The sequence below is a fragment of the Kitasatospora sp. NPDC091276 genome (genome assembly GCF_040684355.1).
In the GTDB taxonomy this organism is placed as follows: Bacteria; Actinomycetota; Actinomycetes; order Streptomycetales; family Streptomycetaceae; genus Kitasatospora.
Map to the genome: position 1 here is coordinate 244491 of NZ_JBFBFU010000003.1, position 26004 is coordinate 270494.

Annotated in this window: 32 protein-coding genes and 1 tRNA gene; 9 read left to right on the forward strand and 24 right to left on the reverse strand. The window is 73.8% G+C overall.

Features of this window, described 5'->3' with window-relative positions:
* Nucleotides 1-19: 19 nt before the first annotated feature.
* A complete protein-coding gene (locus AB0O19_RS05080; RefSeq protein ID WP_363617877.1) occupies nt 20-1474 on the reverse strand; it encodes a PLP-dependent aminotransferase family protein in 1455 nt (484 codons plus the stop codon).
* On the opposite strand from AB0O19_RS05080, the gene AB0O19_RS05085 reads away from it, so the two are divergent.
* The gene (locus tag AB0O19_RS05085; protein WP_363617879.1) at nt 1473-2378 is read left to right on the forward strand and encodes a DMT family transporter; all 906 of its coding nucleotides are present in this window, start codon (nt 1473-1475) and stop codon (nt 2376-2378) included. The two genes, AB0O19_RS05080 and AB0O19_RS05085, sit on opposite strands and share 2 nt — an antisense overlap.
* 31 nt (nt 2379-2409) lie before the next feature.
* Here AB0O19_RS05085 and AB0O19_RS05090 read toward each other — a convergent pair whose 3' ends face one another.
* Entirely contained in the window at nt 2410-2949 is a 540-nt protein-coding gene (locus AB0O19_RS05090; protein ID WP_363617881.1) for a hypothetical protein, read from the reverse strand.
* 305 nt (nt 2950-3254) lie between these two features.
* On the opposite strand from AB0O19_RS05090, the gene AB0O19_RS05095 reads away from it, so the two are divergent.
* Together AB0O19_RS05095 and AB0O19_RS05100 are read left to right on the forward strand one after the other, a co-directional pair.
* Nucleotides 3255-3680: a BlaI/MecI/CopY family transcriptional regulator gene (locus AB0O19_RS05095; RefSeq protein WP_350876992.1), complete on the forward strand. Its 426-nt coding sequence runs from the start codon at nt 3255-3257 to the stop codon at nt 3678-3680.
* Nucleotides 3681-3683: 3 nt separating this feature from the next.
* Nucleotides 3684-4640, forward strand: a complete 957-nt coding sequence (locus AB0O19_RS05100) for a M48 family metalloprotease (protein WP_350876994.1) — start codon at nt 3684-3686, stop codon at nt 4638-4640.
* A gap of 10 nt (nt 4641-4650) precedes the next feature.
* On the opposite strand, the gene AB0O19_RS05105 is transcribed toward AB0O19_RS05100, so the two are convergent.
* Entirely contained in the window at nt 4651-5337 is a 687-nt protein-coding gene (locus AB0O19_RS05105) for an NAD(P)H-dependent oxidoreductase (RefSeq protein WP_363617884.1), read from the reverse strand.
* 73 nt (nt 5338-5410) lie between these two features.
* Between AB0O19_RS05105 and AB0O19_RS05110 the strand changes: the two genes are divergently transcribed.
* On the forward strand, nt 5411-6310 hold the full coding sequence (locus AB0O19_RS05110) for a sigma-70 family RNA polymerase sigma factor (RefSeq protein WP_363617886.1): 900 nt from the start codon (nt 5411-5413) through the stop codon (nt 6308-6310).
* Between the two features lie 74 nt (nt 6311-6384).
* Here the strand turns inward: AB0O19_RS05110 and AB0O19_RS05115 are convergent, their stop codons facing one another.
* Complete coding sequence (locus AB0O19_RS05115; RefSeq protein ID WP_350877000.1) at nt 6385-7389, reverse strand: NADP-dependent oxidoreductase; 1005 nt, start codon at nt 7387-7389, stop codon at nt 6385-6387.
* 135 nt (nt 7390-7524) lie between these two features.
* On the opposite strand from AB0O19_RS05115, the gene AB0O19_RS05120 reads away from it, so the two are divergent.
* Nucleotides 7525-8421, forward strand: a complete 897-nt coding sequence (locus tag AB0O19_RS05120) for a LysR family transcriptional regulator (RefSeq protein ID WP_363617888.1) — start codon at nt 7525-7527, stop codon at nt 8419-8421.
* A gap of 54 nt (nt 8422-8475) precedes the next feature.
* On the opposite strand, the gene mug is transcribed toward AB0O19_RS05120, so the two are convergent.
* From mug to AB0O19_RS05150, 6 genes are all read right to left on the reverse strand, one after another.
* Nucleotides 8476-9018 carry a G/U mismatch-specific DNA glycosylase gene (gene mug / locus AB0O19_RS05125; RefSeq protein ID WP_363617890.1) on the reverse strand — a complete coding sequence of 181 codons (543 nt, stop codon included), beginning with the start codon at nt 9016-9018 and terminating at the stop codon, nt 8476-8478.
* Nucleotides 9015-10037 carry a phosphatase PAP2 family protein gene (locus AB0O19_RS05130; protein ID WP_363617892.1) on the reverse strand — a complete coding sequence of 341 codons (1023 nt, stop codon included), beginning with the start codon at nt 10035-10037 and terminating at the stop codon, nt 9015-9017. Before AB0O19_RS05130 ends, mug begins: the two co-directional genes overlap by 4 nt.
* Before the next feature lie 118 nt (nt 10038-10155).
* Nucleotides 10156-11274 (reverse strand): aminopeptidase P family protein, encoded by a 1119-nt coding sequence (locus AB0O19_RS05135; protein ID WP_363617894.1) that lies wholly within the window; start codon nt 11272-11274, stop codon nt 10156-10158.
* 29 nt (nt 11275-11303) lie between these two features.
* The gene (locus AB0O19_RS05140) at nt 11304-11741 is read right to left on the reverse strand and encodes a hypothetical protein (RefSeq protein ID WP_063348912.1); all 438 of its coding nucleotides are present in this window, start codon (nt 11739-11741) and stop codon (nt 11304-11306) included.
* Entirely contained in the window at nt 11738-13165 is a 1428-nt protein-coding gene (locus tag AB0O19_RS05145; RefSeq protein WP_363618049.1) for an APC family permease, read from the reverse strand. The genes AB0O19_RS05140 and AB0O19_RS05145 overlap by 4 nt, the downstream gene beginning before the upstream one ends.
* 388 nt (nt 13166-13553) lie before the next feature.
* Entirely contained in the window at nt 13554-14960 is a 1407-nt protein-coding gene (locus AB0O19_RS05150; protein ID WP_363617897.1) for an MFS transporter, read from the reverse strand.
* A gap of 138 nt (nt 14961-15098) precedes the next feature.
* On the opposite strand from AB0O19_RS05150, the gene AB0O19_RS05155 reads away from it, so the two are divergent.
* From AB0O19_RS05155 to AB0O19_RS05165, 3 genes are all read left to right on the forward strand, one after another.
* On the forward strand, nt 15099-15752 hold the full coding sequence (locus AB0O19_RS05155) for a helix-turn-helix domain-containing protein (protein ID WP_363579986.1): 654 nt from the start codon (nt 15099-15101) through the stop codon (nt 15750-15752).
* Between the two features lie 42 nt (nt 15753-15794).
* A complete protein-coding gene (locus AB0O19_RS05160) occupies nt 15795-16286 on the forward strand; it encodes a hypothetical protein (protein ID WP_363579988.1) in 492 nt (163 codons plus the stop codon).
* 197 nt (nt 16287-16483) lie between these two features.
* Nucleotides 16484-17035, forward strand: a complete 552-nt coding sequence (locus tag AB0O19_RS05165; RefSeq protein ID WP_363617899.1) for a hypothetical protein — start codon at nt 16484-16486, stop codon at nt 17033-17035.
* A 77-nt stretch (nt 17036-17112) separates the two neighbouring features.
* Here the strand turns inward: AB0O19_RS05165 and AB0O19_RS05170 are convergent, their stop codons facing one another.
* Nucleotides 17113-17601 carry a YajQ family cyclic di-GMP-binding protein gene (locus AB0O19_RS05170; RefSeq protein ID WP_063348915.1) on the reverse strand — a complete coding sequence of 163 codons (489 nt, stop codon included), beginning with the start codon at nt 17599-17601 and terminating at the stop codon, nt 17113-17115.
* Nucleotides 17602-17817: 216 nt separating this feature from the next.
* Between AB0O19_RS05170 and AB0O19_RS05175 the strand changes: the two genes are divergently transcribed.
* Nucleotides 17818-17898 (forward strand) — tRNA-Tyr (locus tag AB0O19_RS05175).
* Nucleotides 17899-18051: 153 nt separating this feature from the next.
* Here AB0O19_RS05175 and AB0O19_RS05180 read toward each other — a convergent pair.
* The 13 genes from AB0O19_RS05180 to AB0O19_RS05240 all read right to left on the reverse strand — a co-directional run bounded on the left by AB0O19_RS05180 (nt 18052) and on the right by AB0O19_RS05240 (nt 26001).
* Nucleotides 18052-19443 (reverse strand): site-specific integrase, encoded by a 1392-nt coding sequence (locus tag AB0O19_RS05180; protein ID WP_363617901.1) that lies wholly within the window; start codon nt 19441-19443, stop codon nt 18052-18054.
* Nucleotides 19443-19628, reverse strand: a complete 186-nt coding sequence (locus AB0O19_RS05185; protein ID WP_363617903.1) for a helix-turn-helix domain-containing protein — start codon at nt 19626-19628, stop codon at nt 19443-19445. The genes AB0O19_RS05180 and AB0O19_RS05185 overlap by 1 nt, the downstream gene beginning before the upstream one ends.
* Before the next feature lie 254 nt (nt 19629-19882).
* The gene (locus AB0O19_RS05190) at nt 19883-21865 is read right to left on the reverse strand and encodes a DUF3987 domain-containing protein (RefSeq protein ID WP_363617905.1); all 1983 of its coding nucleotides are present in this window, start codon (nt 21863-21865) and stop codon (nt 19883-19885) included.
* Nucleotides 21862-22149: a hypothetical protein gene (locus AB0O19_RS05195; protein WP_363617907.1), complete on the reverse strand. Its 288-nt coding sequence runs from the start codon at nt 22147-22149 to the stop codon at nt 21862-21864. Before AB0O19_RS05195 ends, AB0O19_RS05190 begins: the two co-directional genes overlap by 4 nt.
* A gap of 168 nt (nt 22150-22317) precedes the next feature.
* The gene (locus AB0O19_RS05200; RefSeq protein ID WP_363617909.1) at nt 22318-22680 is read right to left on the reverse strand and encodes a hypothetical protein; all 363 of its coding nucleotides are present in this window, start codon (nt 22678-22680) and stop codon (nt 22318-22320) included.
* Between the two features lie 81 nt (nt 22681-22761).
* Nucleotides 22762-22917: a hypothetical protein gene (locus AB0O19_RS05205; protein WP_363617911.1), complete on the reverse strand. Its 156-nt coding sequence runs from the start codon at nt 22915-22917 to the stop codon at nt 22762-22764.
* A gap of 152 nt (nt 22918-23069) precedes the next feature.
* Nucleotides 23070-23909, reverse strand: a complete 840-nt coding sequence (locus AB0O19_RS05210; RefSeq protein WP_363617913.1) for a hypothetical protein — start codon at nt 23907-23909, stop codon at nt 23070-23072.
* A complete protein-coding gene (locus AB0O19_RS05215; RefSeq protein ID WP_350511383.1) occupies nt 23909-24343 on the reverse strand; it encodes a hypothetical protein in 435 nt (144 codons plus the stop codon). Before AB0O19_RS05215 ends, AB0O19_RS05210 begins: the two co-directional genes overlap by 1 nt.
* 18 nt (nt 24344-24361) lie before the next feature.
* The gene (locus AB0O19_RS05220) at nt 24362-25123 is read right to left on the reverse strand and encodes a hypothetical protein (RefSeq protein ID WP_363617915.1); all 762 of its coding nucleotides are present in this window, start codon (nt 25121-25123) and stop codon (nt 24362-24364) included.
* A gap of 138 nt (nt 25124-25261) precedes the next feature.
* On the reverse strand, nt 25262-25447 hold the full coding sequence (locus tag AB0O19_RS05225) for a hypothetical protein (RefSeq protein ID WP_363617917.1): 186 nt from the start codon (nt 25445-25447) through the stop codon (nt 25262-25264).
* On the reverse strand, nt 25447-25692 hold the full coding sequence (locus AB0O19_RS05230) for a hypothetical protein (RefSeq protein ID WP_363617919.1): 246 nt from the start codon (nt 25690-25692) through the stop codon (nt 25447-25449). Before AB0O19_RS05230 ends, AB0O19_RS05225 begins: the two co-directional genes overlap by 1 nt.
* The gene (locus AB0O19_RS05235) at nt 25689-25811 is read right to left on the reverse strand and encodes a hypothetical protein (protein ID WP_363617921.1); all 123 of its coding nucleotides are present in this window, start codon (nt 25809-25811) and stop codon (nt 25689-25691) included. The genes AB0O19_RS05230 and AB0O19_RS05235 overlap by 4 nt, the downstream gene beginning before the upstream one ends.
* Nucleotides 25812-25863: 52 nt before the next feature.
* Nucleotides 25864-26001, reverse strand: coding sequence for a hypothetical protein (locus AB0O19_RS05240; protein ID WP_363617923.1), 138 nt, complete (start codon nt 25999-26001; stop codon nt 25864-25866).
* Between the last annotated feature and the right edge of the window lie 3 nt (nt 26002-26004).

The window sequence follows — 26004 nt, forward strand, 5'->3', positions numbered from 1 at the left end:
CTCCGCGCGGGGCCGGAGGTCAGGCCGGCAGGTCCTCGTAGGCCCGGCGGAGGCGGTGGATCCCCTCGGCGGTGTGCGCGGAGCTCTCGGCGGCCGCGTAGCTGAGGCGCAGGTGCGGGGCCGGGGGTTCGGCCGCGTGGTACGGGCGGCCGGGGGTGACCTGGACGCCGGCGCGCAGGGCGGCGGCGGTGAGGGCGCCGTCGTCGACGCCGTCCGGGAGCCGCAGCCACAGGTGGTAGCCACCGGGCCGGTAGGTGCCGAGCAGGCCGGGCAGTTCGCGGTGCAGGGCGGCGACGGTGGCGGTGCGGCGGGTCCGCAGTTCCGCCCCGAGGGCGCGCAGGTGGCGGGCCCAGCCGGGGTCGGCGACCAGTTCCAGCGTCGCCTCCTGGAGCGGCCGGGGCACGAAGAAGCTGTCCACCACCTGGGTGGCCCGCAGCCGGGCCAGGGCCGGGCCGCGCGCGGTGAGCGCGCCGACCCGCAGATTGGGCGAGGCGGCCTTGGTCAGCGACCGCAGGTGCACCACGACCCCGTCCTGGTCGTCGGCGGCGAGCGGGCGCGGCAGCGCGGGGGCGTCCGCGTGGACGAGCAGGCGGGCGAAGTCGTCCTCGACGACGAACGCGCCGGCCGCCCGGGCGATCCGCAGCACCTCGGAGCGCCGGGTGGGGGAGAGCACCGCGCCGGTCGGGTTCTGGAACAGCGGCTGGCAGACGAAGACCCGCGCCCGGGTGGCCTCGAAGGCGTCGGCCAGCAGGTCGGTGCGCACGCCGTCGGCGTCGACCGGGACGGGGACGGGCCGCAGCCCGGCCGCGCGGACGACCGCCAGGATGCCCGAGTAGGTCGGCGACTCCACCAGGACGGGCGCGCCGGGCGCGGCGAGCGAGCGCATGGCCACGGTGAGCCCGCCCTGGCCGCCGGAGGTGATCAGAACGTCCCCGGCGCCGATCGGCCCGCCGGTGCCGCCGATGTCGCGGGCGAACCAGCCGCGCAACTCGGTGAGGCCGTCGGTGGGCGGCCGGTTCCAGGCGCCCGGGCGCCGTCCGGCCCGGGCGAGGGCGGTGGCCAGCAGGCGTTCGGGCAGCAGCGAGGCGTGCGGGTAGCCGCTGTTGAGGTCGATGACGTCGGGCGGGGGCACGCGGAGGGTGGCGAACACCGGGGCGGCCAGCAGGTCGCGGGGGTCGGAGTCGGCGCTGAGCGCGACCTCCTGCCAGGAGAGGTCGCCGGGACGGGCGGCGGGCGCGGCGGTGCCGGCCGGGCGCCCGGCGAAGGCCGCCGCCCGGAACACCCCGGCGCCCGGCCGGGAGACCACCAGGCCCTCGGCCGCGAGGACCGCGATGGCCCGGGAGACCGTCACCGGGCTGACCTGGTGGTGCTCCACCAGTACTCGGCTGGACGGCAGCTTTCGCCCCTCCGGATAGCGCTCGACCTCCCGTCGCAGCCTGTCGGCGAGTTCGGTCACACTGCTACGCTCGTTCATGACGGCACAAGATAGCGCTACCCACCCGTCGGCGGTAGCACCGCGAAGCCCCGCCTCCGGCACCGCCCTGGCCGCCCTCGGGGTGGCCTCCTTCTCCCTCAGCTTCCCCGCCACCGCGTGGGCCCTGACCGGCTTCGGGCCGTGGACCGCGACCGGGCTGCGCGGCGTCGTGGCCGGCCTGCTCGCCGCGCTCTACCTGGCGGCCGTCCGCGCCCCGCTGCCGCCCCGGCGGCACTGGCCCGCCCTGCTGGTGGTGTCGGGGGGCTGCGTGCTGGGCTTCCCGCTGCTGACCACGCTCGCCCTGCGGACCTCCTCGACGGCCCACTCCGCGGTGGTCATCGGCGTGCTGCCGCTGGCCACCGCGGTGTGCGCGGCGCTGCGCACCGGGCGCCGGCCGTCCCGGGCGTTCTGGGCGGCGGCGCTGGCCGGGGCGGCGGCGGTGCTCACCTTCACCCTGCTGCAGAGCCACGGCCGGCCGACCACCGCCGACCTCTACCTGTTCGCGGGGCTGCTGGTGTGCGCGGCCGGGTACGCGGAGGGCGGGCGGCTCTCCCGGGACCTGCCGGGCGCCCGGGTGATCGCCTGGGCGGTGGTGGCCGCGCTGCCGGTGACGCTGCTGACCACCGCCCTCGCGCTGCCCGCCGAGCCGGTCCACCTCGGGGCGAAGGCGCTGACCGGGCTGGCGTACACGGCGGCGGTGTCGCAGTTCGGCGGGTTCGTGCTCTGGTACCGGGGGATGGCGGAGATCGGGGTGCCGAGGGCCAGCCAACTGCAACTCGCACAGCCGCTGTTGACCCTGGTCTGGTCGGTGCTGCTGCTGGGCGAGGACCTGCCCGCGGCCGCACCGGTCACGGCGGTGGTGGTGCTGGTCTGCATCGCGGTCACCCAGCGGGCCCGGACCTGAGACGGGTCCGGGCGCGCGGACCACCGGGTCGTCAGAGCGCGGTGCCCTTCTGGGGGCGGTAGACGCAGAGCGCGCAGATGATGAAGACGTCCAGCGCGATCACCACGAGCGACCAGAGCGGGAAGTACGGCAGGACCAGGAAGCTGTCGAGGGCACTCAGCGAGGTGAAGAGGATGCCGGCGTAGCGGGCCCAGGCGGCGCCCTTGAGCAGGAACGCGCCGGTCACCGCGACCAGCACGCCGACGACGATGTGGACCCAGCCCCAGCCGGTGAGGTCGAACCGGAAGACGTAGCGGGGGGTGTGGACGAAGAGGTCGTCGTTGGAGACCGCCATGATGCCCCGGAGGGCCTCCATGATGCCGTTGATCAGCATCAGCACACCGGCGAACATCACCAGGCCGGGCGCCCAGTCGCGGAACTCGTTGCCCGGCGTCGGCTGCGGCGTGCCGGGGGTGGTGCGCCAGGTCCGCCCGGGCTGCTCGGGGTCGGTGCGCCGGGGCTGCCCGGGCTGCTCGGGGCCGGTGCGCGGGGGCTGCTCCGGCTGCTCGGGGTCGGGCGACGGGCTGCTCATGGACTCCTCCAGGGGCCGAACAGGCCTACGGGCGGACCGTACGGACTTCGACCGTCCGTCGGGCCGGGGCGCCGGGCAACCGGGCCGGGGCCGTTCGGGCGACGCGTCGTGCGGGCCCCGCGGTACGCCCGGAGCCGGCCCGGCGAGCGTGACGGGGGTTCGGGGGCCGGGGTCCGGGAGCGGGGGCCGAGGGCGGTGGGGACGGGAAGCCCGGCGCGAACCGGTTCGCGCCGGGCCCGCGCTCGTTAGGATGAGCGGGTGCCCCGCCGGCTCCGGGGCGCGGCATCCGGAGGGAGTGGGCCGTCATGGCAGACGAGAGGCACGCTCCGGCGGCCGCGGAAGCGCCCGTCCGAAGGCGCGGCCAGGGCGAGTTGGAGGCACAGGTACTCGCGGTGCTCCAACGGGCGCCCGGCCCGGCCACCGCGGGGTGGGTCCAGGAACGCCTGGAGGGCGACCTGGCGTACACCACCGTGATGACCATCCTGTCCCGGCTGCACGCCAAGAGCGCCGTCTCGCGGTCCCGTTCGGGCCGCTCCTACCTGTGGCAGGCCTCCTCCGACGCGGCCGGGCTGGCGGCCCTGCGGATGCGCCGGATGCTCGACGGAGAAGCGGACCGGGACGCCGTCCTGGCCAGCTTCGTGAGCGCGCTGCTCCCGCACGACGAGGACCTGCTGCGGGCGCTGCTGGACGCCGCGTCCGTCGATCCGGCAGCGGCCGACCGTGAGAGCTGACCCGTGGGCTTCTTCGTCTTCCTCCCGCTCATCCTGCCGCTGACCGCGGTGCCGATCGCGCGTCTCACCGAGCAGCACCTGCACCCGCGCGGTGCGGCCCGGCTGATGACCGTGATCAGCGCGGTGATGGCGGTGTGCAGTGTGCTCTGCCTCGGCCTGATCGGCGTGGTGGGCACCGCGCAGATCCCCGGCAACCCGCTGCCGGACAGCTGGTCCGATCCGGAGGTGCGGGCCGCGCTGCCGTACCACGAGACGTTCGGGACGGCCGCGATGTGGCTGCTGGTCCTGGTGGCCGCGGCCTGTGCCCGGACGGTCGGCCGGCACCTGCGGGTGCGCTCCCGGGCCCGGCGGGCGCTGACCGGGCTGCCGGCGGGGCCGGAGTCGGCCGGCGATCTCGCGGTGCTGCCGGACCGCAGCCCGTACGCGTACGCGCTGCCCGGTTCGCCGGGGCGGGTGGTGGTCTCCACCGGGATGCTGGCCGGGCTGCCCGAGGACGAGCGGGAGGCGCTGCTCGCGCACGAGCGGGCACACCTGCGCCACCGCCACCACCGGTACCTGCTGACCACCCAACTGGCCGCCTGCGTCAACCCGTTCCTGCGGCCGCTGCAGTACGCGGTGGCGTTCAGCGCGGAGCGCTGGGCGGACGAGGAGTCGGCGCAGGAGGTGGGGGACCGCCGGATCACCGCGCGGGCGGTGGCCCGGGCGGCCCTGGTGTCGCACGCGGCGCCGGCGCCCGGCTTCGCGGCCTTCGCCGCCCCGGCGCCCGCGCCCGGCCCGGTGCCGCGCCGGGTCGCCGCACTGCTCGGCCCGGTGCCGACGTCCCGCAACTGGCCCCCGGCGAAGACCCGGGCGGGCCTGGCCGCGATGGTCGCCGCGGCCGGTACGGCGGCGTCGGCGCTGTGCGCGCTCAACGCCGCCGTGGCCCTGCTGGTGGTGCTGAAGGCCGTCACCCCGCTGTAGACCGGGTGGATCAGGCAGTGGCGAGCGCGTCCAGGGCGGCCTCGGCGTCGGCCAGGGACTTCGCGGCGATCGGCTGCAGCCCGGCGAGGGCGGGGACGTCGTCGGCGCGGGTGAGTTCGGCCGGGACGATGTGCAGGTGCTCGGCCGGGACGCCGAGCCTGGCGAAGTAGGCCCGCAGGTACGGGGTCTGGAAGTCGAAGGCCTCACGCGGGGTGCCGGGGCCGTAGCCGCCGCCGCGGGCGGCCGCGACGACGACCCGGGTGCGGCGCAGCAGGCTCTCGCCGGTGGCCGGGTCGGTGTAGACGCCGGGGAAGCTGATCCGGTCGATCCAGGCCTTGAACACGGCCGGGACGGTGAGGTTGTACATCGGCACGCCGAGCAGCACGGTGTCGGCGGCGAGCAGCCGGTCGACCAGCGGGTGGGTGAGGGACCACTCGTGTTCCTCGTCCGGGCCTTCGGCGAGGGCGGCGATGTCGGAGGCCGGGATGGTCCCCTTGCGTTCGACGCGGCGGCCGAGCATGGCGTACCCGGCGCCGATCGCGGCGACCGGCTCGGCGGCGAGGTCCCGGTAGACGTACCGGCCGGCGGAGCCGTGCCGGGCGCGCCAGGCGGCGGCGAACCGGGCGGTCAGCGCGCGGCTGACCGAGTCGCCGAGGCTGATGCTGGAGTCCAGGTGCAGCAGGGTGGTGGTGGTCACAGCGTTCTCCCGTCACTTCGGTGGTGGGTGGATCGTCATCGGTGTGACGGGCGGGGCCGAGGAAAGGTGACCGATGGACGGGGACGAGGTGCTGGCGGCGCGGTTCGAGGCCGAGCGGGGGAGGCTGCGGGCGGTCGCCCAGCGGATGCTCGGGTCGACGGGCGAGGCGGAGGAGGCCGTCCAGGAGGCGTGGCTGCGGCTGGACCGGGCCGGCCCGGACGAGGTGGACAACCTGCCGGGCTGGCTGACCACGGTGGTGTCGCGGATCTGCCTGGACGTGCTGCGGGCCCGCGCGGTGCGCCGCGAGGAGCCGACCGGTGCCGGGCTGCCGTCCGGTCTGCCGGACCCGGCGGCCGGGGCGGGGGCCGAGGGCGCGGACCCGGAGCGGGAGGCGCTGCTGGTCGACTCGGTGGGTCGGGCGCTGCTGGTGGTGCTGGACCGGCTGGGGCCGGCCGAGCGGGTCGCCTTCGTGCTGCACGACGGTTTCGCGGTGCCGTTCGAGCAGATCGCGCCGATCGTCGGCCGGACCCCGGTGGCCGCCAAGAAGCTGGCCAGCCGGGCCCGGCAGCGGGTGCGCGGGGCGGCCGCGCTGCCGCCGGAGCGGCTGGCCGGGCACCGGCGGGTGGTGGAGGCGTTCCTGTCCGCCGCCCGGGGCGGGGACCTGGCCGCGCTGCTGGCGGTCCTGGCTCCGGACGTGGTGCGCCGGGCCGATCCGGCCGCGCTGCCGGCCGGGCGTTCCCCGGTGGCCCGGGGCGCGGAGACGGTGGCCCGGGAGACGACGGTGTTCGGCCGGCGGGCCCGGTTCGGCGCGGTGGCACTGGTGGACGGGGTGCCGGGGATCGTGATCGCCCCGGGCGGGCGGTTGCGGCTGGTGCTGCGGGTGGCGGTGGCGGACGGCCTGGTGGCCGGCTACGAGGTGGTCGCCGACCCGGCGCGGCTGGCCGCCCTGGAGCTGGCCGTGCTGCCGGAGTGACCGGGTCGTACCACTGGATCCCGGACGCGTTTCGGTGGATGCCGTCGGGCCCGGCGGCATCCACCGGGCGCGGCCTACTCGGCGAGCCGGACGATCATCTTGCCGGTGTTGGTGCCGCGCAGCATGCCGAGGAAGGCGTCCACCACGTGCTCGAAGCCGTCCACGATCGTCTCGTCCGGGACCACCGCGCCGGAGCGCAGGTGCGGGACGAGGAACTCGTACAGCTCGGGGTGGGCGTCGCGGTGGTCGCGGACCAGGAAGCCCTCCAGCCGCAGGCTCCTGCCGACCACGTCGAAGAGGTTGCGCGGGGCGGCGGGCGGGTTCCCGAGGTGGTTGTACTGGGCGACGGCGCCGCACCAGGCGATCCGGCCGTGGTCGCGCATGGCGCTGATGGCGCCCTCCAGGTGGTCGCCGCCGACGTTGTCCAGGTAGACGTGCAGCCCTTCGGGGGCGGCCTCGCGGAGCCGGTCGGCGATCGGCCCGTCGTGGTAGTCGAAGGCGGCGTCGAAGCCGAGGTGCCCGGTGAGGTGGGCGGCCTTGGCGGCGGAGCCGGTGCTGCCGATGATCCGACCGGCGCCGAGCAGTCGGGCGAACTGGCCGGCGGCGGTGCCGACCCCGCCGGCCGCCGCCGAGATGAAGACCGTCTCGCCGGGTTGCAGCCGGGCGATCCGGGTGAGGCCGACCCAGGCAGACAGGCCGGTGCCGCCGAGCACCGACAGGTGGGCGCTGAGCGGGACGCCGTCCAGGTCGGGCAGCGGGCTCGCGCTCCCGGCGGTGACCACCGAGTGGGTGCGCCAGGCCTGGCGGTGGAAGACCAGCGCGCCGACCGGCAGGGTGCCGGCGCGGGACTCGACCACCCGGCCGAGGGTGCGGCCCTCCAGCGGGGCGTGCAGCTCCCAGCCACCCTCCTCCATCTCCTCGCGCATGTACGGGTCGACGGACTGGTGGGTGTTCTCGACCAGGGCCTCGCCGGCGGCGAGCGCCGGGACGCGTTCCTCGACGAAGGCGAAGTTCCCGGCGGTCGGGGCGCCGTCGGGACGGGACACCAGGTGGACGGCGTGCGCGGTGGGGCGGGGCATCGGGTTGCTCCGAACGGGAGGCGACGGGCGGACGCGCCCACCGTAGGAAGCGGGTGAGCGGCCGGGGAGGGGTCCGCGTCGATGGAACGGCGGCTTCCATGAGCGGGATCGATGGATGCCGGTAGATTCGGACGCATGACCGATCTCGCCCCGCACGAGCTGCGGATCCTGGTCGCGGTCGAGGAGGAGGGCAGCTTCACGGCCGCCGCCGCGCGCCTGGACACCACCCAGTCCGCCGTATCGCACGCCGTGCGCGCCTGCGAGCGGAAGCTCGGCGCGGTGCTCTTCGACCGTGGGCGCCACGGCGCACGCCTCACCGACGCCGGCGCGCGTGCGGTGGCGTACGCCCGCCGGATCCTGCGGCTGCTGGCCGCGATGGGCGCCGAGGTGCGGGGCGCGGGTACGGCGGGGCCGCTGACCGGCACGCTGCGGATCGCCGCCTTCCGCAGCGCAGCCGCCCACCTGCTGCCGCCCGTGCTGGCCGGGCTGGCCGCCCGCCACCCGGGGCTGACGGCGCAGGTCCGGATCGTCCGGGAACTCGGCCGCGGCACCGCCGGAGAGGTCGCCGACGGCCGGGCCGACCTCGGGCTGGCAACCCTGGACGCCGACGGCCCGCCGCCCGTCCCGGGCCTGGTCGCGGTGCGCCTGTACGAGGAGTCGTACGCGCTCGCGCACCAGCGGGGCCATCCGGCGCCGCGCGGGCTGCCGCTGGTCGACTGGGACGAGAACTGCGATTCGCACACCCGGGACTGGTGGCGGAGGCAGGACTGGATCCCGCCCGCGACCATCGACGTCGAGGACGACACGGTGGCCGTCTCGCTCGTCTCGCAGGGCCTCGGCATGGCGATCATGCCCCGGACCGCGCTGCTCGGTGCCCCGGCCGGCCTCGCCGTCGCCGACCTCGGGCCGCACCCGCCCAGCCGGTTCGTCGGGTACGTCACCACGCCCGAGCTGGCCGGGACGGCCGCCGTCCGGGCGCTGATCCGCGAGCTGCGCCGGCTCCCGCTGCCGGCGGGGCTGACGGCGGCCTGACGAGTCGTCTGGCGGGCCGCCCCTGGCGGGCCGCCTGTCCGGCTCCGGCGGCCGTCAGCCGTCCAGCGCGTCCCGGAGCCGGCGGAACTCGGCGGCCAGCCCGTCCAGCGTGTAGTGCGCGTTGAGCCCGCTCGGGTTGGGCAGCACCCACACCTCGGTGTCGCCGATGCCCTCCGGCTGGCGGCCGATCGCGGCCCGCCGCTGCCCGAAGGCCGTCCGGTAGGCACCGATGCCGAGCACGGCCAGGACGCGCGGGCGCAGCCGCAGCACGCGTTCGGTGAGCGCGGCGCCGCCCTCGCGCAGTTCCTCGGCGGTCAGCTCGTCGGCCTTGGCGGTGGTGCGCGGGGCGACGTTGGTGATGCCCAGGCCGAGCGCGGGCAGTTCGCCCTGCTCGTCCGGGCGGAACTGGCGCGGGGTGAAGCCGGAGCGGTGCAGGGCGGGCCAGAAGCGGTTTCCGGGGCGGGCGAAGTGGTGCCCGGTGGCGCCGGACCACAGGCCCGGGTTGATGCCGCAGAACAGCACCCGCAGTCCGGGCCCGGTGACGTCCGGGATGGTGGTGTCCTTGGCCGCCTGGAGCTGTTCGGCGGTGGGCTTCACGGGAGGGAGGGGCTGGTTCGGCACCCGGCCAAGTCTGCCCGTTCCCTGATGAGCCGGGTACGCCGGTTCCGTAGCCAGCGGAGGCCGAACACCACCAGCGCCGCGTACGCCCAGCCCGCGAAGATGTCCACGATGAAGTGCTCGGCGCCGTACACGAGGGTGAACGCCATCGCGAGCGGATAGGCGACCAGCAGCGCCCGCAGCCAGGGGCGGGCCGTCGGCCAGAAGAAGAACAGCAGCATCGCCGGGTAGGCGGAGTGCAGCGAGGGCATCGCGGCGACGTCGTTGGCGAACTGGCTGCCGTTCTCGACCAGCGAGTTGGCCTGCGGCAGCCCGCTCGTGGAGATCACGTCCCATACGACCCGGGTGAGCCCCGGCAGGTGGCCCTCCTGGGCGACCAGCCACGGCGGGTCGGCCGGGTAGAGCAGGTACGTGGCGAAGCCGGCGAAGGTGAGCAGCAGGTAGCAGGCGAGCAGTTGCCGGAACCGCTCGTGCCGGCGCCGCCAGAGCACCGCGAGCAGGACGAAGACCAGGAAGAAGTGCGAGAGGTAGACGACGGTCGCCGCGTAGTCGTACCAGTGCGGCGAGCCGGGCGTCCACAGCGCGTGCTGGAGCCGGACGGTCCAGGTCTCGCCGAAGCCGAGCACCTCGTCGGCGCGCAGTTGCGGCAGCCAGTGCGGGGCCCACGGGGTGTGCGCGCCGTAGCCGCGCAGCAGCGAGTACGTCCAGACCGCGGCCATCACCGGCACCCAGTCGCGCAGCACCAGCAGGAAGCCGCGTCGGCCGTGCCCGCTGTGCACGGCCGCCGTCAGCAGGGCGCCGATCAGCCACAGGAACACCACGTCGTTGGCGAAGGCCATGCCCTGGGTGCGCAGGTACCAGACGAGCGCGGTCAGGTAGACCGGCCAGGCCAGCAGCCGGAGTCTCGACAGACCGGTACGGCGGGGGCGGGCGGTCACGGGTCGCAGTCGCCCGGCCCGCGCCGGGGTGGGCGGGGCCGGGCTGAGCAGCTTCGTCATGCTCACCGAAACTACCAACGCAAACTTGGAGGACTCTGGGTGAACCATGACCGCCTCGTAAGAAAGTCGCACAGTCGGACCGCCGTTCTGACGGCGGAGCAGCGGGGTGACGGACCCGTCATGAGACGGAGCCCAGCTCGTGCGGGGTGTTGTTGAGCCGGCGGCCGCCGGTGGGGGTGACGGTGACGATGTCCTCGATCCGCACCCCGAAGCGGCCGGGCAGGTAGACGCCGGGCTCGATGGAGAAGCACATGCCGGACACCAGCGGCCGCTCCTCGCCCTCGACCAGGTACGGCGGTTCGTGCGTGGTGATGCCGATGCCGTGCCCGGTGCGGTGGATGAAGTACTCGCCGAAGCCGGCCTCGGTGATCACCCGGCGGGCGGTCCGGTCGATCTCCTGGCAGCTGACCCCGGGTCGGACCGCCTCGAACGCGGTCTGCTGGGCGAGCCGGACCACGTCGTGCACCTTCTGGACCTCCGCCGGCACCTCGGTGCCGACGTGCACGGTGCGGGTGGTGTCGGAGCCGTAGCCGTCCTTGAGCCCGCCGAAGTCCAGCACCACGGTGTCGCCGGGCCGGATCACCCGGTCGCCGGCCTCGTGGTGCGGGTCGGCGCCGTTCGGGCCGGAGCCGACCACGGTGAAGTCGACCTGACTGTGCCCGTACTTGATGAGCAGTGCGCCGAGGTCGGCGGCGACGTCGGTCTCCCGGCGGCCGGCGAACTCGACCTCCAGGATGCCCCGGTAGGCGGCGTCCGCGGCGCCGCCGGCCGCGGCCAGCCGCTCCAGTTCCTCGGTGCCCTTGACCGCGCGCAGCATCGGCAGGGTCTCGGTGAGCGAGGTGAAGCCGGTGCCGGGCAGCGCGGCCTGGAGGCCGAGCAGGTGCATCGCCCAGGCGTTGTCGGAGATGCCGTACCGCCCGGCCGGGTCGAGCAGCGGGCGGACGGTGGCGTACGGGTCCTCGCCGTCGGTCCAGTCGAGCAGCCGCAGGGCCGGGGCGCCGGCCGCCCTCTCGGCGTCCGGGCGCTCCAACCTGGGGACGATCAGCGCGGGTTCGCGTCCGGCGGTGATCACCAGGGCGGTGAGCCGCTCGGTGATCGCGGTGGGCTGGTAGCCGCACAGGTAGACCAGGTCGGGGCCGGGGGCGACGACCAGGCCGGACAGTCCGGCGGCGGTCGCTTCGGCGGCGGCCCGGGCCGTCCGGGCGGTGTAGTCCTCGGTGGTGAAGGGGCGAGGCACGGTCGGGTCCTCCTCGAAGGCGGGGCGGGCTACTTGCGGACGGTGTCCTGCAAGTTGAGGTCGTCGATCTTGTCCTGGATCTCGGCGAGCCTGCCCGGGCAGTACACCGAGAGCACGATCGCCTCGGCCCGCACCGCGTCGCGGTCGGACAGCACCGGTCGTTGGCCCGGCCCGTCGGCGCCGTTGGACATGCCGGACGTCCACTGCGCCTGGGTCAGCGCGTTCGACGGGTTCGCGCAGACGGCGCCGCCGTCCTCGCCCAGGGTGTGCACGATCTGGTCCCGCGCGGGCACCGGATAGCCGGCCGAACCCAGCGCCCGGGCGAGCTGCCCGGCCTTGCGGTCGGCCTGGTCGGTGGCGTGCAGCCGGGTGAACGAGAGCAGGCCGGTGATCAGCATCGCGACCAGCAGCCCGATCGCCCCGAGGTAGATCCAGCGGTGCCGGGAGGCCATCAGGCTGGTGGTCATGCCGCACCGCCCGCGGCGCCGCGCAGCTCGGCCGACTCCTGCGCGGCCAGCTCCGCCGCCGCCTCCGGGGAGCGCCAGCCGGGCTTGCGCAGCCTGAGGAACAGGTACGGGACCAGCAGGCCGAGGACCAGCAGGCCGCCGCCGACGATCCCGATGTACGTCCAGACGCTGCCGCTGCCGAACTGGGACGACGGTACGAAGCCGATCGCCATCGCGCACGCCGAGGCGAGCAGCCCGACCACGCAGATCGGCACCAGCGCCGGGGCCCGGTATCCGCGCGGGTGGTCCGGCCGGGTGCGGCGCAGCCGGATCGCGGCGGTGAACATCAGCAGGTAGACGATCAGGTACACCTGCGTGGTGATCACCGAGAAGATCCAGTACGCGCTGGAGACGTTCGGGATCAGCGCGTACAGCAGGGCGATCGCCGTGGTGACCACGCCCTGGGCGACCAGCAGGTTCTGCTGGACGCCCTCCCGGTTCAGCCTCTGCAGGAACGGCGGCAGGTAGCCCTCCTGCCGGGAGATCATCAACAGGCCCTTGGACGGCCCGGCCAGCCAGGTCAGCATGCCGCCGAGCGAGGCCGCGACCAGCGCCACCGCGATCACCGGGGTGAGCCAGCCGATGTCGAAGTACTGGAAGAAGGCGTCGAAGGCCTGCATCACGCCGGCCGTCAGGCTCAGCTCGCTGGACGGCACCACCCAACTGATCGCCAGCGCTGGCAGGATGAAGATCAGCAGCACCATCGCCGACGCGGTGAACATCGAGCGCGGGAACTCCCGCGCCGGATTGCGCAGCGAGGAGACGTGCACCGCGTTCATCTCCATGCCTGAGTAGCTGAGGAAGTTGTTGACGATCAGCACCAGGCTGGCCAGGCCGGTCCACTGCGGCAGCAGGTGCGCGGAGTCCATCGGAGCGGCGGAGCCGTTGCCCTGGCCGAGGAAGACGAAGCCGAGCACCACCAGCAGCGTGCCGGGGATCAGCGTGCCGATCACCAGGCCCATCGAGGACAGGCCGGCCACGGCCTTCGTCCCGCGCGAGGAGACCCAGACGCCGGTCCAGTACAGCACCATGATCACCACGGCGGTGTACGGGCCGTTGCTGGCCAGCCTCGGGTTCACCACGTACGCGATCGTCGATGCCACGTACGCCAGCAGCGACGGGTAGTAGAAGATCGTCATCGCGAACTGGCACCAGACGGCGAGGAAGCCCAGCGGCTTCGACAGGCCCTCCGAGACCCAGCGGTAGACGCCGCCCTCCCAGCCGGACGCCAGCTCGGCGGAGACCAGCGCGGTCGGCAGCAGGAACACCAGCGCCGGGACGAGGTAGAGGAAGACGCAGGCCAGGCCGTAGACGGCCATGGTCGGGGCGGAGCGCAGGCTGGCCACCGAACTCGTGGTCATCAGGGCGAGCGTCAGCCAGGACATCCGGGGTGCGGTGACCACCCGGGTGGCCACCGCGCCGGTCCGCTCACGGGTGATCGGGCCGCCGGGGCTCCTCCGGTCACCGGGGCCTCCCCGGCCGCCGGGGTCGCCCTGGTCACCGGGGCTGTTCGGGTCACCGGACCTGCTGGGACCGTCGGGGGCGGCGGGGGCGGCGGCCTCGCCGGGGCCGCCCCGGCCGGGCGAGGGCGCGTCCGTGGAACCCATCTGTCCTCCTCCGGTACGGCCCCGGCCGGCTGCGCGGCGTCCGGGCGCGCGGCGCCGCGGGCGCGGACGCCGCCCGGGAAGGGCCCCGGGGCGGGCCGTACCCGGCCAGTTCACCCGGTTGCCGAGGCCGCCGCATGCGGCGTGCACCCGCGCGGGTGAGCGACTGTCAGGGGCGGGCCGCCGGATCCTGCGGCGCCGGCCAGGCGGCGCGGCGCAGCGTACGGCTCGCGGTCGCGGGCAGCAGGGCGGCCGCGAGCAGGACGCTGATCGCGGCCAGCGCGACGGCGGGGGAGAGGTGGTCCAGCAGCAGGCCGCTGCCGAGCGTTCCGGCCGGCATGCCCGCGGTCAGCAGCGTCATGGTCGCCGCGATCACCCGGCCGCGGAGCTCGTCCGGCACCTGCCGGAACACCAGCAGGTCCAGCATCACCCGCAGGGCCGGAACGCCGATCCCCACCACGAACAGCGCGGCGAACACGGTGGCCACCCCGCCCGGCAGCAGCGGCGCCAGCGTCACCGGCACGGCGGTCCAGGCCACCACCAGCAGCAGGACGCCCGGCCCGGCCAACCGGTGCAGCCGGGACACCAGGACCGCTCCGGCCAGCGCCCCCACCGCCTCGCCGGCCAGCGCCAGGCCGATCCCGGCGCTGCCCGTGCCCCCGTCCCGCAGCAGCACCATCACCGGCAGCATCAGGGCCGTCCCGGCGAGGTTGACCACCAGCAGGACGGCCAGGGCGGAGCGCAGCAGGGGGGAGGCGGCGAGCAGGCGGAACCCGGCCAGGGCGCCGCCGGACTCGGGGGCCGGTTCCGTGCCGCCCGGTTCGCGGTTCGGCTGTGCGGCGGTTTCGCGGTTCGGCTGTGTGGCGGTTTCGCCGCTCGGCTGTGCGTCGGCGGGGCGGCCGGGGAAGCGCACCACGAGCGCGGCCACCAGCGCGAGCAGGGAGGCGAGCGCGGTGCCGAGGAACGGCACCGCGCTGCCGAGCCCGTACAGGAAGCCGGCCAGCGGCGGACCGGCCAGCGAGGCCCCGGTCATCCGGGCCTCGTCCTGGGCGAGTGCCTGCGGCAGCTGCTCCGGCGCCACCACCGAGCGCAGAGCCAGCAGCCGGATCGGGCCGCTGTACGCGATGGTCGCCCCGACGGCGGCGGCGACGAGCAGCAGGTGGGTCAGGGTCAGCCGGTCGAAGGCCATGGCCACCGGGACGGTCGCCGTGACGAGCAGCCGGGCGGCGTCGGAGGCGATCAGCACCCGGCGGCGGTCGAGGCGGTCGGCGACCACGCCGCCGTGGACGCCCAGCAGCAGGGTCGTGACCATCTGTACGGCCCCGAAGGCCCCGGCGGCGGTGGAGGAACCGGTGAGCGCGAGGACCAGCAGCGGGAAGGCGGTGTCGCCGACCCGCATGCCGAGCGTCGCGGCGGCCTGGCCGGCCCAGAGCGCCTGGAAGCGGAAGTTCCGTCGCAGCGGGACGGGCGGCGTGGCCGTCGCGGCCTTCGCCGCCGCCTCTCCTGCCCCCGCTGCCGTCTCTCCTGCCCCCGCCGCCGTCCTCGACTCGTCAGCCGCCGTTCTGTTCCCCGCCATGGTCCACCCCACCGTTCGCGCTTCCGACATCATTCACGTTGTGGTGAATGATGTCGGAAGCATGATTGGTTGCGCAAGGGTGAGCGCTCACCAGAGCGTGATTGCGTGCGGCGCGGCCGATCTGCCAAGGTGGTGCCCGTGGCCGAGCACGATCTGGAACCCGCCGACGGCGGCGAGCAACCCACCACCTGGGTCAAGGAACGCCAGGTGGCCGACGTCGCCGTGCTCAAGGCGCTGGCCGACCCGCTGCGGCTGGCCATCCTCGGCGCCCTGAAGTCCGGCGAGGAGCGCCCGCTCACCGCCAAGGAGATCGCCGCCGCGCTCGGCGAACCGCAGACCAAGCTCTACCGCCACATCAAGCAGTTGGAGAAGGCAGGGCTGGTCATCGTGGCCGGCACCCGGCTGGTCTCCGGGATCGTCGAGAGCCGCTACGCCGCCGCCCAGGAGTCGATCCGGCTCGCCCCGGAGATGTTCACCGCGGACTCCCCGGGCCGCTCCGAGGCGTACGACGCCATCCTGGCCGCCATGGACCGGGTCCGCGGCGACTTCCGGGCCCAGGTCCTCGGCGGGCGGCTGGACTTCAGCTCGCCCCGGGACGGATCGGTCGGGCCGCCCGGACTGTTCGTGCACTCGACGCTGCGGCTCAGCCCGGACCGGCTGATCCGGCTGCGGACCCAACTCGCCGCAGTCATCGACGAGCTGAACGAGGAAGCGCCCAGCACGGCCGAGGACGCGGTGGACGTGACGGTCTTCACCCTGCTCTACGGACTCCAGCCGGGCACGGAATCATAAACTCCGCGCCGACTGTCGGTGTGGTGGGACACGATGACCGGCATGTCCTATGAACTCCAGGCCCTGATAGGAACATTCGAGCTGTTGGCGGTGGCCGCGGCGGAAACCTCGACGGCCCGGGTGGTGCCACTGGCACAGGGTCTGGCCCTGATACCGGTCACCCCCGCGGTGCTCTCCGCCCTCCAGACCGACGACGGCTCGACGAAGCCCGCCGAGGGGGCCGGCTTCGGCTGGCACCCGGGCGGCTTCGAACTCCGGCTGGCCGCCTGGTCCAAGGCCGGCCCGATCGCCTGCGTGGAGGCCGAGTACTTCGGCGGCAGCGGCACTCAGCGTGCCGCCGTCTGGGAGGACGGCCGGATCGTCCTCGGACCGCTCACCAAGGGAGAGTTCGAACCCTTCCCGCCCGAGGGCTCCCCGATCTCCCGCGCCCTGCGGCGGATCGGCGCCCGCACCGAGGCCGGCCGGGTGGACGAGTTCGAGTCCGTCGGCCTGTCCGCCCACCGCGGCACCAGCGGCTGGGCGGCCGCCGACTGACCCGCCGCCGACTGAGGGGTCGTCGGATGAGATGCCGTCGGATGACTCGCCGTCGGGCGGCCCATCGCCGGATGGCTCATCGTCGGCCGGCCGTCGCTCGTCGTTCGGCGTAGCTGCGGTGGCTGCGTCAGGAGTGCTGCCCCACCGTGTGAAGCAGGCGATCCCGCCTGACTCGCACTTGAGAGGGAGCAGCACCCATGCGTGCCACCCGGATGGTCGCCGCGCTGATCGCGGCCCTCGCGCTGACCGTGGTCACCACGGCGTTCGCCACCGCCGCCGACCGCCAAACCGAGACCCCGCGCACCACCCTCGCCTCCGCCCCGAACCCCGCCGCCATCCCGGCGCCCGCCGACGTGGTGGTTGCCGCCCCGCTCCTGCCCCCGGACCTGGCCCTGCCGACCGTTCCGGTGCCCGCCGCCCCGGCCCTGCCCGCCGTCCCGGCCCTGCCCGCGACCCCGGACCCGAGCGCGGCCCTCGGGACTCTCGGCGACGTCATCAACCAGATCGCCGGCCTGCTCTCGGAGGCCACGTCCACCACCCCCGACCCCGCGGCCGTCCAACAGCTCGTCGCCACCCTGCAGACCACCCTGCAGACCCTGATCGCCCAGCTCCCGGCCGCCCCGGCGGCGACCGCCCCGACCCTGCCCAAGACCTCCGGCCCGGCCACCCTGCTGGACCAGCTCGCCACCCTGCGCGCCCAGGCCCAAGCCCTCGCCACGGCCACCCACCCCCGCCCCGCCGCCGGCTGACCCCACCCACGCGAAAGGCCCCGCCCCCGGAGCTCAAGCTCCCGGGAGCGGGGCCCTGCCGCACAACCCTCCAGGGGTCAGCGGTAGTTCACGTACTGGATCGCGAAGTCCAGGTCCTTGCCCTTGAGCAGTGCCTGTACGGTCTGCAGGTCGTCGCGGCTCTTCGAGCTGACCCGCAGCTCGTCGCCCTGGACCTGCGCCTTGACGCCCTTCGGGCCCTCGTCGCGGATGATCTTCGCGACCTTCTTGGCATCCTCCGTGGAGATGCCCTCCTTGATGTCCGCGAAGATCTTGTACTCCTTGCCGGACAGCTGCGGCTCGCCGGCGTCCAGGGCCTTGAGCGACAGTCCGCGCTTGATGAACTTGCCCTGTAGGACGTCCAGGATGGCCTTCACGCGCTCCTCGCCGTTGGCCTTCATCTCGATCTTCTCGCCGGAGCGGCTGATCTCGCCGCCGACGCCCTTGAAGTCGAAACGGGTGGCGATCTCGCGGGAGGTCTGGTTGATCGCGTTGTCGACCTCCTGCCACTCGACCTTCGAGACGATGTCGAAACTGGAGTCGGCCATGGGTGTTGGTCTCCTTGGTGTTCTGGCTTCACTGGCACGGCCTGCCCCACCGGGCGTCCGCCTCCCCAGCCTATCCAGCGGTACCCCGCCCCCGCCCCCGACAGCCACGCCGTGGCCCTTGATCGTCACGTGACCTATCGAGTGGCGGAGCACCCCCTGGCATCAGGTATTGTTTACGACGTCGAACGGGGCGGACGCCCCGGGGGACAAGATCCTGGCTGGTTGCCCGAGCGGCCAAAGGGAGCAGACTGTAAATCTGCCGCGTAAGCTACGCAGGTTCGAACCCTGCACCAGCCACAGGATAGAAAAGCGGTCCCTGACCTGCGGAAACGTAGGTGAGGGGCCGCTTTTTCGTTTACTTGAAGTGAGGGGCGCTCGGCGCCCGGTTCGAGTGGCTTGTCTCACTTTGCGCCACCCGAATCTCAGCGCTGACCAGCGCATACGGACCAGCTACGGACCAGGATCCGGGGCCGGCGGCGCCGAGCGGTTCCGGTTGAGTCGCTTCGAGATCAGCTCGTTGGCGTACTCGACGGTGCCGTGCAGGCACTTCGCGTAGACCCGGAGCATGACGGCGACGCTGTGCCCCGCCCGCCGGGCGACCTCGGTCGGGTCGACTCCGGAGTTCAGCCCGAGCGAGATCCCGGCGTGCCGCAGGTCGTACGGCCGCTTGCCGAGCTTGGTCGCGCAGTCGGACGGCGACAGCACCTCGGCGCGGGCCCGCTGCCAGACGACCCCGTACCCGCTCTCCTGCACCATCCCGCCCCGGGACGTCCGGAACAGCCGCCCGTCGGGCGCGGCGCCGAAGGCTGCGACGTGCTCCCGCAGGATCGCCACCAGCTCGGGCGGGATCGGGACGCGGCGGGTCGCCTTCTCGGCCCGGTGCTTGAGCCCGCGCTTGTCGTGCGAGGTCCCGTCGTCCGTCCAGGACGATCCGACCCGCGGCCGGGTCTCGTCCAGGACCAGGTAGCCCCAGCCCTCGACCGGGAGGTGGCAACGCGCGAGCGTGAGGAACACGGCCTCGGCCGGCCGCAGCCAGCCGAAGTAGAGGCAGGCGAAGAATGCCCGGAGGTGGGCCCCGCGCTTCCCCTGGCGTCCGACCGCCTCGATGAGCGCGGCGGCCTGGTCCTCGTTGACCACCAGGCCCGGGTCGACCTCCTCCTCGGCCTCCGGCGGCTGCCACTGGACGGTCGGCAGCGGGTTGGCGGTCAGGTAGCCCTCCTCCACGGCGTAGCCGAAGAGGTGGCCCAGGATGCGGCGCTTCCGCAGGATGACCGAGGGGGCCGCCTTCTTGCCGTCCAGCTTCACCGCGAGGGCGTTCAGCAGGCGGCGCACCATCGGCGGCTCCTCGAAGGCGGAAACCGCCACGGACTGCTTCTGCACCCACGCCAGGGCCTTGGCCCAGTCGGCCGGCGGCTCCTCCCCCCACGCGTTCACGTTGAAGGCCCAGCTGTAGAGCGCCCGCCGGACGATCCGCTTGTCCGGCATGCCGGCCTTCGACTTCACCAGCTCGAATGTCACCGTGGCGAGGGCGTCGGCCCAGGTCGTGCGGGTCTTCGCCGGAGCCCCCTCCCAGCGGGCCTCGACGTATTTCCGGCCGAGCTCGTACCAGCTGATCTGCTTCTCCTTGCGGAGCTCGGAGAGGGGGAGACCGCGGTCGACGTCGAACGGCTGCCCATCGCGGAGAGCGGAGATCAGCTCGGACTTTCGGCCGTCGGCCGCGGTCTTGGTCAGGAAGGACTCGGAGAACTCCCGCCCGGCGACGGTCCATCGGACCATCCAGGGTGTCCGCCGGTCCGGGCGGTGCCGGTGATCCCAGAACTTGACCTTGTAGGAGGTGGGCATCAGGCGGCCACCTCGCAGGCGGCGAGCCACGCGTTCAGGTCGGCCCGGTCGACCCGGACCTGGCCGTTGGGGAGCTTGATGAGGCGTGGGGCCTTGCCCCGGGCGCGCATGCGGTAGAAGGCGGCGCGGGACATGCCGAGTTCGGCGAGCACGGCGGGGAGCTTGAGCAGTTCGCGCTTGGGCATGGCGAAATCTCCTGCTGGGGTGTGGGTGAAGGTCGCGAAGCCGTGCGGGCCCTCTCGTCGACGGACGCGGAGGGCGGAGAGCGTCAGGGGAGTCAGGGGAACTCACTGACCTGCGGAGATGCCGCCTGCCGAGGCGTCAGGGGTTGTCAGGGCTGTCAGGGGATCTCGGTTATCCCTGACAGCCCTGACGTTCCCTGACGGGGCGTCCGGCGGCGTTGTGGCTGGTCAGGGCTTTGCCCTGACATCCCTGACGGTCACGTGATCGTTTCCGTGTCCGTAGGGCTGCTCGCGGCCGGGTGAACGCGGTACGTGACGGCCTGCGGGCGGCCGCGCTGGCCGGCCGCTGGGGGCTGGTCGGCGCGGAGCCAGCCGTGCTGTTCGAGCAGCTGCAGGGCGGGCTCGACGTCGGCGACCTTCTTGAACCGGCGGCTGCTGGCGACGGCGTCGTGGGCCTTGATGTGGGTCCGGTGGGTGCCGTCCTTCTTCGGCCGCTGGAGCCACTGGAGGAGGGCGTGGGCGTCCTCGGTGGCGGGGTCGGCGGCGATGAGGTCGAAGACGGCGAGGGTGTGCGCGGTGTAGTACTCGGCGATCTCGGCGGCGCGATCGACGGTGGCGGCCTCGACGGGCGCCCGCCAGTCGCCGGCGACGTGGTCGGCGAGGTGGAGGAGCACCGCGATGCGGGCGATGTGGCCGACGAGCTTGCCGGCCCAGTCCTTGATGTGGGCGAGCGGCTCGTCCGGGCGGAGCTGGACCTCGAACTTCTCCTGGAGCTTCTCGACGGCGAGGTCGGCCGCCTCGGTCAGCTTCACGGTGACCGGCTCGTCCAGCGCGGTGAGGGTGCGGAGCAGGGCCGAGAGGCGGACGCCGTAGGTGGTGGCGACCGGCTCCGGGATGGGGGTGGTGCGGATCTTGCGGTAGCCGAGGTTGGAGGGCGGGAGGGAGTACAGGAAGCGGGCGAGCAGACCGCGGTCCCGGGCGCCGGGAGCGGCGCCGAGCTCCTGGAGCACGGCGGGCTGCGGGGTGACGCCGATGGTGAGCGCGGGCTTGTCGACGGTGGGCTGCTCGCGGGTGATCCGGTCGGCCTGGAGCCGCTCGCCCTTGTGGGCCTGGAGGAAGACTCCGAGGTTGGGCTTGCTGCTGTAGCGGCCGACGATGCTGTCGAACAGGTCGCCCTCGGGTGAGAGCGCGGCCAGGCAGCGGTGGACGCCGAGTTGGTGGGTGACGGTCTCGGGGGTGATGTCCCCCGACAGGGTCAGCCGCGGGCTCGGCGGGACGACGATCTCGTCGGCGAGCATCCGGGCGGCCGAGATCTCGGCCACCAGGTGCGCGCGGTCGAGGTCGGGGTTCTTGCGGGCCTTGGCCATGAGCGCCTCGACCTCGGCCAGCGCGGCGTCCTTGGCGGTCTCGGCCTCGATGATCCGGGCCCGGGCCTCGGCCCGCAGCTCGTCCTCGACTCGGTAGACGGGGCCGGTCAGGAACGCGAACACGTCGGACTTCCGGCTGGCCGGGGGCATCGCGCAGACCAGGTAGAGGTTCGACTGCTCGCGCCAGCCGGGCCGGATCTCCACGTTCACCCGCCCGCCAGCGGCGGTGGCCAGCGCGGCCAGGGACATGGTGGCGGCCATGTCGGCCGGGGTCTGGGTGAACTCCGCCACCGCCTCCACGTACGCGCCGACCCACCCGGGCAGGGCGCGGACGGGGAAGGTCGGCAGAGCGCCGTGGGAGCCGAGTGGGACGGGGTCGAGCCAGGTCTCGCCGGAGGCGAGGTCCGCGAGCACGGACAGGGCGGCGGTGCGGACGGCGTCCAGGGCTTCCTGGTCCTCGCCCGCCATGGCCATGTGGGCGAGGCGGCTGGTCGCGGTGCCGATGCGGCGACGCTCGGCGGCGATGCGCACGATCTCGGCGTAGTAGTCGCCGTTCGCGGCGGTGGGCGTGGCCTCGACGCAGGTGTGCAGGTAGCCAGGCCCGCCGATGCGGCCCAGGTCGCCCTGGGAACGGAGGACGCCGGCCAGTAGCACCGGGTCCACCGGCCGCTCGCCGTCGGCCATGCGGGTGATGGCGCGCCAGATCGTCTCGTGCGCGGGGTGGTAGAACGCGCTCGGGTCCCCGAGCTGGGCGGCCAGAGCGGGGATCTGGACGGGGTCGAGCAGGGCGGCGCCGATGACGGCCTGCTCGGCGGCCTTCACCTCGGCGGGCTCGGGCCGGAACGGGATCACGTTCGGGGCGTACTCGTTCACCGCTCGTCCTCCGTGGGGAGCTGGTGGTGGTCGAGCCAGGCAAACGCGGAGGTGGTCTGGGCGCGGTTGTAGACCTCGATGGCGGCCTCGGGGACGCTGCCGGGGTAGACCCGGGGGCCGATGAGGCTGGCGTACAGCCGGGTGCCGTGGTGCACACAGGCCTTGGCGGCGCCGCCGTGGCGGGCGACGACGGTCACAGCGTCACGCGGGCCCTCACACGGGCTGGCGTCGCCGAGGTGGGCGGCCTCGCAACGGGGCTGCGGCGAGGTGGTGTTTCCGGGCATGCTGGAGTCCTCTGGTCTCTGAGAGGGGATCGGATCGCCCCGCACCAGCCGCGTCTCTGCCAAGAATCCGACGGTTGGTGCGGGGCTTCGTGCTGAAGGTGGGCGAAACGGAAGCGGCGGCCGGGCACTGCCAGGCCGCCGCTTCGACGTGGTTGGAGAGATGTTCGGTTAGGGCCCTTGGTGGGCCGGGGTGGTCGCACCGGCGCTGGCGAGCAGGGAATCCAGCGGTTGGGGAGTGGGCAGGGCGGGCCGGGGCGGTGAGTGCGGGGAGGTGGGTGGGGCCAGATGGAGGGACCAGGCGACGAGTACGGCGAGAACGACAGCAACGAGGATCAGCGCCTGGGACGGGCCGAACCGAAGTGGTGGGCTGGCCGGAGCGGGCGTTGGCTGGAGGTCCCGAAGGCGCTCGCGGTCGGGCCGCCGGCCGTGGTGCACGGTGGCGATGTGCGCGCGGCGCTCGGCCGACGCCTCGGCCTCACTGGAATGCTCGCTGACGGTGCGGCAGACCCCGCACCAGTACTCGTACGGCATCTGCCGAGCATGGCAGAGCTCTCATCGGCCACGGGCCGAAATGGGTCTTCCTCGGGACAGCGGGGGGAGAGCCCGGGGGGCTCAGCTCAGGGCGAGGGGGTCGGTGTGCATCCGGCGGTCGGCGCAGTCCTCGGCCCGGCACTGGTGGGTCCAGCAGGTGCTGCGGTCGTCGGGGTGCATCCCCGCATCTTCCAGGCGGTCGTCTTCTTCGATGGCGGCGGCGAGCTCGGCGTCCATGATCGTCTTCCTCTTCTGAAGATGTCGGTCGGAGGGCGGTAGGGCGGTAGGTAGGCGGGCGGTAGGGAGGCTGGTAGGCGCAGGCTGACCTGCGGTTCCTACCGGCCTACCGGCGCCCTGAGAGGGGTGCCGGTCGGGGCGGGGGAGAGGGGTCAGCCGGTCTTCTGGAGGACTGCCGGGACGGTGCCCGGATCGCTCTCGGGGAGGCCCTCCAGAAGCACCGCCTGGCGGTTGCGCTGGCGCCCGTCGAAGGTGAGCTTCTTGCCCTTCACGAGGTGGGCGCCGAGGGCCTCCAAGTGGGCCCACAGGTCGGCCTGTTCCCAGCCCCCGAACCACCCTCGGTGCTGACCCTCCGTGAGGAGGTCCGGGAGGTGTGCGGCGGTGCCCTGGTCGGACTGCGCGGCCACGTGCCGGATGAGGGCGTACAGGTCGGCGTCGGCCGGGGGGTCCTGGGGCTCGTCCTCCTGGTCGTCGGCGTAGTCCGGCTCGGCCTCGGCGGAGGCCTCCGCCGAGGCGCCGGAGCGGGACTTGGCCGTCCTCGCGGCCTTCCCCTCGGCGGCTTCCTCCCGAGCCTTCGTGTCAGCCTCGGCGAGTTCGACGGCGGCCTTGGTGTTGCCGACCACGACGGCCACGACCACCCACAGGACAAGCACGACGGTGATGGTGGTCGGCGCGTACCGGGCGACGGGCCGGGCCAGGACGGGGGAGAAGAACACCGCCAGGCCGAGCGCTCCCCCAACCTGCTGCTTGGTCACCTTGAGCCGGGCGGCGTGCGGCCGGACGGCGCGGATGATCAGCCGGTTGCCGAGGCCGAGGGCGGTGAGGGAGATGCCGCCGAGGTAGGGGTGCCTCGGCTTCTCCCGCCTGAGGGCAGTGAGCGCGGCGGCGCGCTCGCGGGGGTCCTCGATCCGGCGGGCTTCGGCACGGCGCTCGTTCCACGCGGTCACGGCCTCGGAGTGCTCGGCGAGGGCGTCATCGAGGTCGCTGTGCATCAGGCACCCACCAGGCCCTTGATGACGGAGCCGATCACGGTGAGCGGGAGGGCCCAGATCCCGCCGGCGGCGGCGTAGACGGACGGCACAGTCGCGCCGAGCACCGAGTCCTTGATGGGGGCGGGCTTGGTGCCGAACAGGAACAGGGTCAGGATCGCGGCCACCGCGCCAGCGCCGACGTTGCCGAACGCGGCGCTCTGGGAGGTGAAGGCGTGGGTGAGGGCCTCGCCGACCTGGCCTGGCGCGCTGAACGCCTGTCCGGCCCCGGCGGCGAAGATGCCGAAGCAGATCATCAGCCAGGCGGTGTGCTCGTCCTTGTGCTTCTTCGCCAGCTTCCCCTGCTTCTCGGCCTTGCGGCTGCCGAGGATGATCCACACGGCGATGGCCAGGCAGAGACCGCCGGAGCCGAATGAGCCGAGCAACTGGGTGTCCATGGTGTCGATCTCCTGCGGTCAGTGGTGGGAAGAGGAGAGGAGGGTGATCAACGGGGCCAGGCCGAGGGCGCCGACCAGGGCGGAGGCGAGCGGCACCCGCAGGAGGATCAAGATGGTGAGGCCGGGGAAGCCGCGGACCTCGGAGACCCGGACGTGGCCCCAGCCGCGCATGCGCAGGTCGATGAGCCAGGCACCGGCCGCCGCGAGTGCGGCGACCGACAGGGGCACGTGGGCGGCCAACTGGACGGCGCCCATCTGGTAGCCGAGCACGGCGGAGGTGGTGGTGAGGATGCACCAGCGGCGGAACCGGCGGGCACGCTCGGACTGGGGCTGACGCCACAGCACGGAGGCCCGGCGTTCACGGACGAGCTGCTCGGCGCGGTGGCGGTCCTCGCGCTCGTCGGTGGTTTCCCCCTGCTGCCGGTAGGCCTCCTCGCGGTCCCTGCGGGCGCGTTCGGCCTGTTCCTCGGGCGTCTGGCTGATCAGCAGGCGCAGACTCTCGGCCACGGTCCGCAGGTCGTACCGCTCCGGGTCAGCCTCGGCCTCGGCGTCGGGCTGGTCCTGGTCGCCGTCCTCGACGGCCTGGTCCTCGACGTGGTCGGCGGGTTCGGCCGGATCGGTCTTGCGGAGGTCGACAGGCGTGGGCTCGGCTGCGGGGCGCCGGGAGTTCCACGGCCCGCTCTTGCGCCACCACTCGACAGCCGGCTCAGGCTCAGGCGCGGCGTCGGGCATACCGACGGTGGGCGGGGCGGTCGGGGGCGGGGGCGGGGGGATCGTCATCGGTTTTCCTCCCGGCGGAGGAGCCACACGGCGATGCCGGCACCGACCGCGAGGATCGGGTAGAGCAGGCTCAGGAGCCAGTCCATGGTCAGTTCTCCAGGTAGGGGCCCGGCCGGGGCGGCCGGGCCCGGGGGAGTGTCAGGAGGAGCGCCACCAGGCGCGGACCGGGTTGGCCTCCAGTGCCGTGGTGCGGCGGGTCTTGGAGTCCATGGCGGTGTGGCCCGCGCGGTCGGCGGCGCGCACGGCCTTCGCCCGGCGCTGCTGGCCGGACTGCGGGGGCTGGCCGACGGGCTGGGCGGGCTGCTTCTTGCCGAAGCCGAGCATCAGGCGCCCTCCCCGATCCGTCCGACCAGCACGAACGGCTCGCCGTCCAGCTCGCAGATCGCGTGGAACTCGGCGGCGTATCGGCCGTCGACGGAGGCGTCGGTGACCGTCAGGCGGTGGCACCAGTCCTCGCGGGGCAGGCCGGCGACCTCATCGATCGTCAGCGGCTCGGCGAGGCGGTAGGCGATGCCGCCGTGGTCGAGGCGGGCGATGCCCAAGCCGGGCACGGTGCGGGTGGTGTTCACCGGGCACCGCCCGTCCTGCCGACCTGGACGGTCAGCACGCGCTCGGCGCCGGCGGCGGCTCGGGCCTTGTCCTCGGGGGTGATCGGGGGGATGGGCGGCGCGATCATGGTCAGGGCCATGACAGGCATCTCCTTGCTGAGAAGCAGCGGAGCGGAACCAGGAGGGGGAGGATCAGATCTCGTCGCAGCGGATGCCGTAGCAGTCGGAGCAGATCGGGATGATCCACTCCTCGTTGCAGACGTCCTGCGCGAACGGGTCCGCGCAGGTCTCAACGTCCGGCTTGTCCTCGCCGCAGAAGTAGCACTCCATCGA

Coding starts and splice junctions, on each gene's coding strand:
- AB0O19_RS05085 (WP_363617879.1), top strand. CDS start 1,473: ATGACGGCACAAGATAGCGCTACCCACCCGTCGGCGGTAGCACCGCGA.
- AB0O19_RS05080 (WP_363617877.1), bottom strand. CDS start 1,474: ATGAACGAGCGTAGCAGTGTGACCGAACTCGCCGACAGGCTGCGACGG.
- AB0O19_RS05090 (WP_363617881.1), bottom strand. CDS start 2,949: ATGAGCAGCCCGTCGCCCGACCCCGAGCAGCCGGAGCAGCCCCCGCGC.
- AB0O19_RS05095 (WP_350876992.1), top strand. CDS start 3,255: ATGGCAGACGAGAGGCACGCTCCGGCGGCCGCGGAAGCGCCCGTCCGA.
- AB0O19_RS05110 (WP_363617886.1), top strand. CDS start 5,411: ATGGACGGGGACGAGGTGCTGGCGGCGCGGTTCGAGGCCGAGCGGGGG.
- AB0O19_RS05115 (WP_350877000.1), bottom strand. CDS start 7,389: ATGCCCCGCCCCACCGCGCACGCCGTCCACCTGGTGTCCCGTCCCGAC.
- AB0O19_RS05120 (WP_363617888.1), top strand. CDS start 7,525: ATGACCGATCTCGCCCCGCACGAGCTGCGGATCCTGGTCGCGGTCGAG.
- AB0O19_RS05130 (WP_363617892.1), bottom strand. CDS start 10,037: ATGACGAAGCTGCTCAGCCCGGCCCCGCCCACCCCGGCGCGGGCCGGG.
- AB0O19_RS05140 (WP_063348912.1), bottom strand. CDS start 11,741: ATGACCACCAGCCTGATGGCCTCCCGGCACCGCTGGATCTACCTCGGG.
- AB0O19_RS05145 (WP_363618049.1), bottom strand. CDS start 13,165: ATGTCCTGGCTGACGCTCGCCCTGATGACCACGAGTTCGGTGGCCAGC.
- AB0O19_RS05150 (WP_363617897.1), bottom strand. CDS start 14,960: ATGGCGGGGAACAGAACGGCGGCTGACGAGTCGAGGACGGCGGCGGGG.
- AB0O19_RS05160 (WP_363579988.1), top strand. CDS start 15,795: ATGTCCTATGAACTCCAGGCCCTGATAGGAACATTCGAGCTGTTGGCG.
- AB0O19_RS05165 (WP_363617899.1), top strand. CDS start 16,484: ATGCGTGCCACCCGGATGGTCGCCGCGCTGATCGCGGCCCTCGCGCTG.
- AB0O19_RS05170 (WP_063348915.1), bottom strand. CDS start 17,601: ATGGCCGACTCCAGTTTCGACATCGTCTCGAAGGTCGAGTGGCAGGAG.
- AB0O19_RS05180 (WP_363617901.1), bottom strand. CDS start 19,443: ATGCCCACCTCCTACAAGGTCAAGTTCTGGGATCACCGGCACCGCCCG.
- AB0O19_RS05185 (WP_363617903.1), bottom strand. CDS start 19,628: ATGCCCAAGCGCGAACTGCTCAAGCTCCCCGCCGTGCTCGCCGAACTC.
- AB0O19_RS05195 (WP_363617907.1), bottom strand. CDS start 22,149: ATGCCCGGAAACACCACCTCGCCGCAGCCCCGTTGCGAGGCCGCCCAC.
- AB0O19_RS05200 (WP_363617909.1), bottom strand. CDS start 22,680: ATGCCGTACGAGTACTGGTGCGGGGTCTGCCGCACCGTCAGCGAGCAT.
- AB0O19_RS05205 (WP_363617911.1), bottom strand. CDS start 22,917: ATGGACGCCGAGCTCGCCGCCGCCATCGAAGAAGACGACCGCCTGGAA.
- AB0O19_RS05210 (WP_363617913.1), bottom strand. CDS start 23,909: ATGCACAGCGACCTCGATGACGCCCTCGCCGAGCACTCCGAGGCCGTG.
- AB0O19_RS05215 (WP_350511383.1), bottom strand. CDS start 24,343: ATGGACACCCAGTTGCTCGGCTCATTCGGCTCCGGCGGTCTCTGCCTG.
- AB0O19_RS05220 (WP_363617915.1), bottom strand. CDS start 25,123: ATGACGATCCCCCCGCCCCCGCCCCCGACCGCCCCGCCCACCGTCGGT.
- AB0O19_RS05225 (WP_363617917.1), bottom strand. CDS start 25,447: ATGCTCGGCTTCGGCAAGAAGCAGCCCGCCCAGCCCGTCGGCCAGCCC.
- AB0O19_RS05235 (WP_363617921.1), bottom strand. CDS start 25,811: ATGGCCCTGACCATGATCGCGCCGCCCATCCCCCCGATCACCCCCGAG.
- AB0O19_RS05240 (WP_363617923.1), bottom strand. CDS start 26,001: ATGGAGTGCTACTTCTGCGGCGAGGACAAGCCGGACGTTGAGACCTGC.